This window comes from Thauera terpenica 58Eu (assembly GCF_000443165.1).
GTDB classification, from domain to species: domain Bacteria; phylum Pseudomonadota; class Gammaproteobacteria; order Burkholderiales; family Rhodocyclaceae; genus Thauera; species Thauera terpenica.
Map to the genome: position 1 here is coordinate 1 of NZ_ATJV01000107.1, position 2,505 is coordinate 2,505.

Below are 2,505 nucleotides of genomic sequence, written 5' to 3' on the forward strand. Positions count from 1 at the left end.
TAACGAATAGGGTTTATCCCTCGCGCCGCAAGCGCCGTTCAGTGCGCGGGCGCCTGCCGCGAGGGATAAGCCTTGTTGAACTGAACCGCCGCTTAGGCGGTGATGCTGGGGATTCTACGCGCGCCTCATCCACATTGGATAGGGCGCGACTGGATCTTGGCATCAGCGAGTGGCCGGTCCCGGCTCAGCGCTCGCGACGATCGCCGTAATCGGCCGTAATCGAGTGCCGGGCGTGCGTCGGGTGTGCGGTGTCGGTCGCGTTCGCCAGTCTGGGAACGTGCCACGGCCTGCCGGTGCGAAAGCCGCATCAGCGAGGATTGAGACGGGGGCGCGTGAGTGTTCATCGCGGCCCATCCCGACAGCGCGGCGCCGGTGCGGGCGGATCGTACCGGCGAGCCATGACGATCTCGACCGTTTGCCAACGCCCGACCCTACAGTGCGGGCAGCATCGCGGATCCTCCCCGCTGACGCGGGCGAGGAAGTCCTCGGCTGCTTCGATCACCGCCGCTTGTGGTGCCGGCGTCTGGAGTGCCGCACGGGCGGCGGCAAGCCGGGCCCGCTTGTGGCCGCAGGCGAGCAGCCCGTAGTGGCGCAGGCGCTTGAAGCCGGCCGGCAGCACGTGGCGCAGGAAGCGTCCGATGAAGGTGTCGGTCGGCAGGCTGACCGTACGCTTGCCGCCGGTCGCGTTGTCGCGCGCCCGAAGGCGCACCTGCCCCACCTCGCAGCCGAGAAGGCGGTCGTTCGAGAGCGCCACGCGGTGCGTGTAACGGGCAAGGTAGTCGAGCACTTGGGCGGGCCCGCCCGGCGGCGGCTTGGCGTAGACCACCCAGTCATGCACGAGCAGCGCACGGCGCCTGTCTTGCCATGCACCCGGCGCACCTTGCGGATCGTCGGGCAGCTCGCCGCTGCGGTGGGCAGCGTCGAGCCGCGCGAGGAACTTGCCGCGAAACACCTTCGAGGCGGCCTGGATCGGAAACAGGAAGTGCGTGCCGCGTGCCGGTATGCGCCATCTGCCCTCGGCGTCGAGCCCGCCACAGGTGATCAGGGCGTGCACATGCAGGTGCACGCGCAGATCCTGACTCCAGGTGTGGAGTACGAGGCTGAAGCCAGGCACGGCGCCCAGCCAGCGCGGGTTGGCGGCGAGCTCAAGCAAGGTGGCCGCCGCACTGTCGAACAACGCGCCGTAGAGCCAGCGCGGATGCCGGATCGCCAGTGGATTGAGCGCGTGGGGCAGCGTGAACACCCAGTGCGCGTAGGGCACCGGCAGCACTTCGCGCAGGCGCGCCGCGCGCCAGGCCTCCTTGGCCCGCGTCTGGCACTGCGGGCAATGGCGGTTGCGACACGAACGCCAGACATGGCGCTCGGCGCCGCAGTTTGCACAACGCTCACGTACGCCGCCGAGCGCCGCCGTACGGCAGTCGACGATCGCCCGCCAGGCCCGCGCCTGGGTGGGCGACAGAGCATGGCTCCGGCGGTAGGTGCTGCCGTGCGTGCGCAGGATGCCGGCCAGCGTGGGCCGGTCCATGGCCGCTCGGCCTCAGAGCCGGCGCAGCAGATCGAGCGGGCTGTCGTGGGGGATTGAACCCGGACGCGCCAGATGCAGGTAGCGCTGCGTGGTCGACAGGTGGCCGTGGCCCAGGAGCTTCGCGAGCGTGGCCAGATCGACGCCGGCCTCGAGCAGATGGGTGGCGAAGGCGTGGCGCAGCGTGTGGATGCCGCCCGTCTTGGTGATACCAGCCCGGTCGCGGGCACGGTAGTACGCACGTTGCGCACTGCTGATGTCGAACGGCTGGGCGGCGTCGGTGGCGCGAGGGAACAGCCAGACGCGGGGTTTGCAGATGCGCCAATAGACGCGCAGCGCTTCGAGCAGGCTCGGGCTGAGCAGCGTGTAGCGATCCTTGCCACCCTTGCCCGCCACCACCCGGATGCACATGCGATCCGGTGCGCTGTCGATGTCGGCGACGCGTAGCGCGCACACCTCGGACACCCGCAGTCCGGCCGCGTAGGCCGTCATCAACAGTGTGCGCGTGCGCAGATTGGCGGCCGCCTCGAACAGTCGCGCCAGTTCCTCGCGCGACAGGATCTCCGGCTGACGCTGCGGCGTGTGCGCGTAGGGAATCGTGATGGCCTCGGCCGTGCGGCCCAGCACGATGTCGAAGAAGAACTTCAGGGCGCACACGGCCTGGTTCACGGTCGTGTAGGCCAGGTGCCGCTCGGTGATCCGGTGCAGCAGCCAGGCCTTCACCTGCGCGGCATCGAGGCGGTCGGGACTGCAGTGGTAGTACGCGGCCAACTGCGCCACCACCGACAGGTAGGCCTGCTGCGTGCGCCGTGCCAATCCGCGCAGCACCATCGCGTCGATCATCTGCTGACGTAAGGGGCTCATGACACTTCTCCTTGAACACGGGGACATCCCCGGTTTCAAGGTAGGTCGTCGGCGCAGACGTCATGAAAAACGCGGTGGCGCTTGGGTTCGCGGCCACCGCGTCAGCGGTTTAGTTCAAC

General features: G+C 69.0%; 2 protein-coding genes. Both read right to left on the reverse strand.

Going from position 1 to position 2,505, the window contains the following annotated elements:
- Window positions 1–340: 340 nt before the first annotated feature.
- Window positions 341–1,525 carry an IS91 family transposase gene (locus tag M622_RS37760; protein WP_021250920.1) on the reverse strand — a complete coding sequence of 395 codons (1,185 nt, stop codon included), beginning with the start codon at window positions 1,523–1,525 and terminating at the stop codon, window positions 341–343.
- A gap of 12 nt (window positions 1,526–1,537) precedes the next feature.
- The gene (locus M622_RS37765) at window positions 1,538–2,386 is read right to left on the reverse strand and encodes a tyrosine-type recombinase/integrase (protein ID WP_031347534.1); all 849 of its coding nucleotides are present in this window, start codon (window positions 2,384–2,386) and stop codon (window positions 1,538–1,540) included.
- Between the last annotated feature and the right edge of the window lie 119 nt (window positions 2,387–2,505).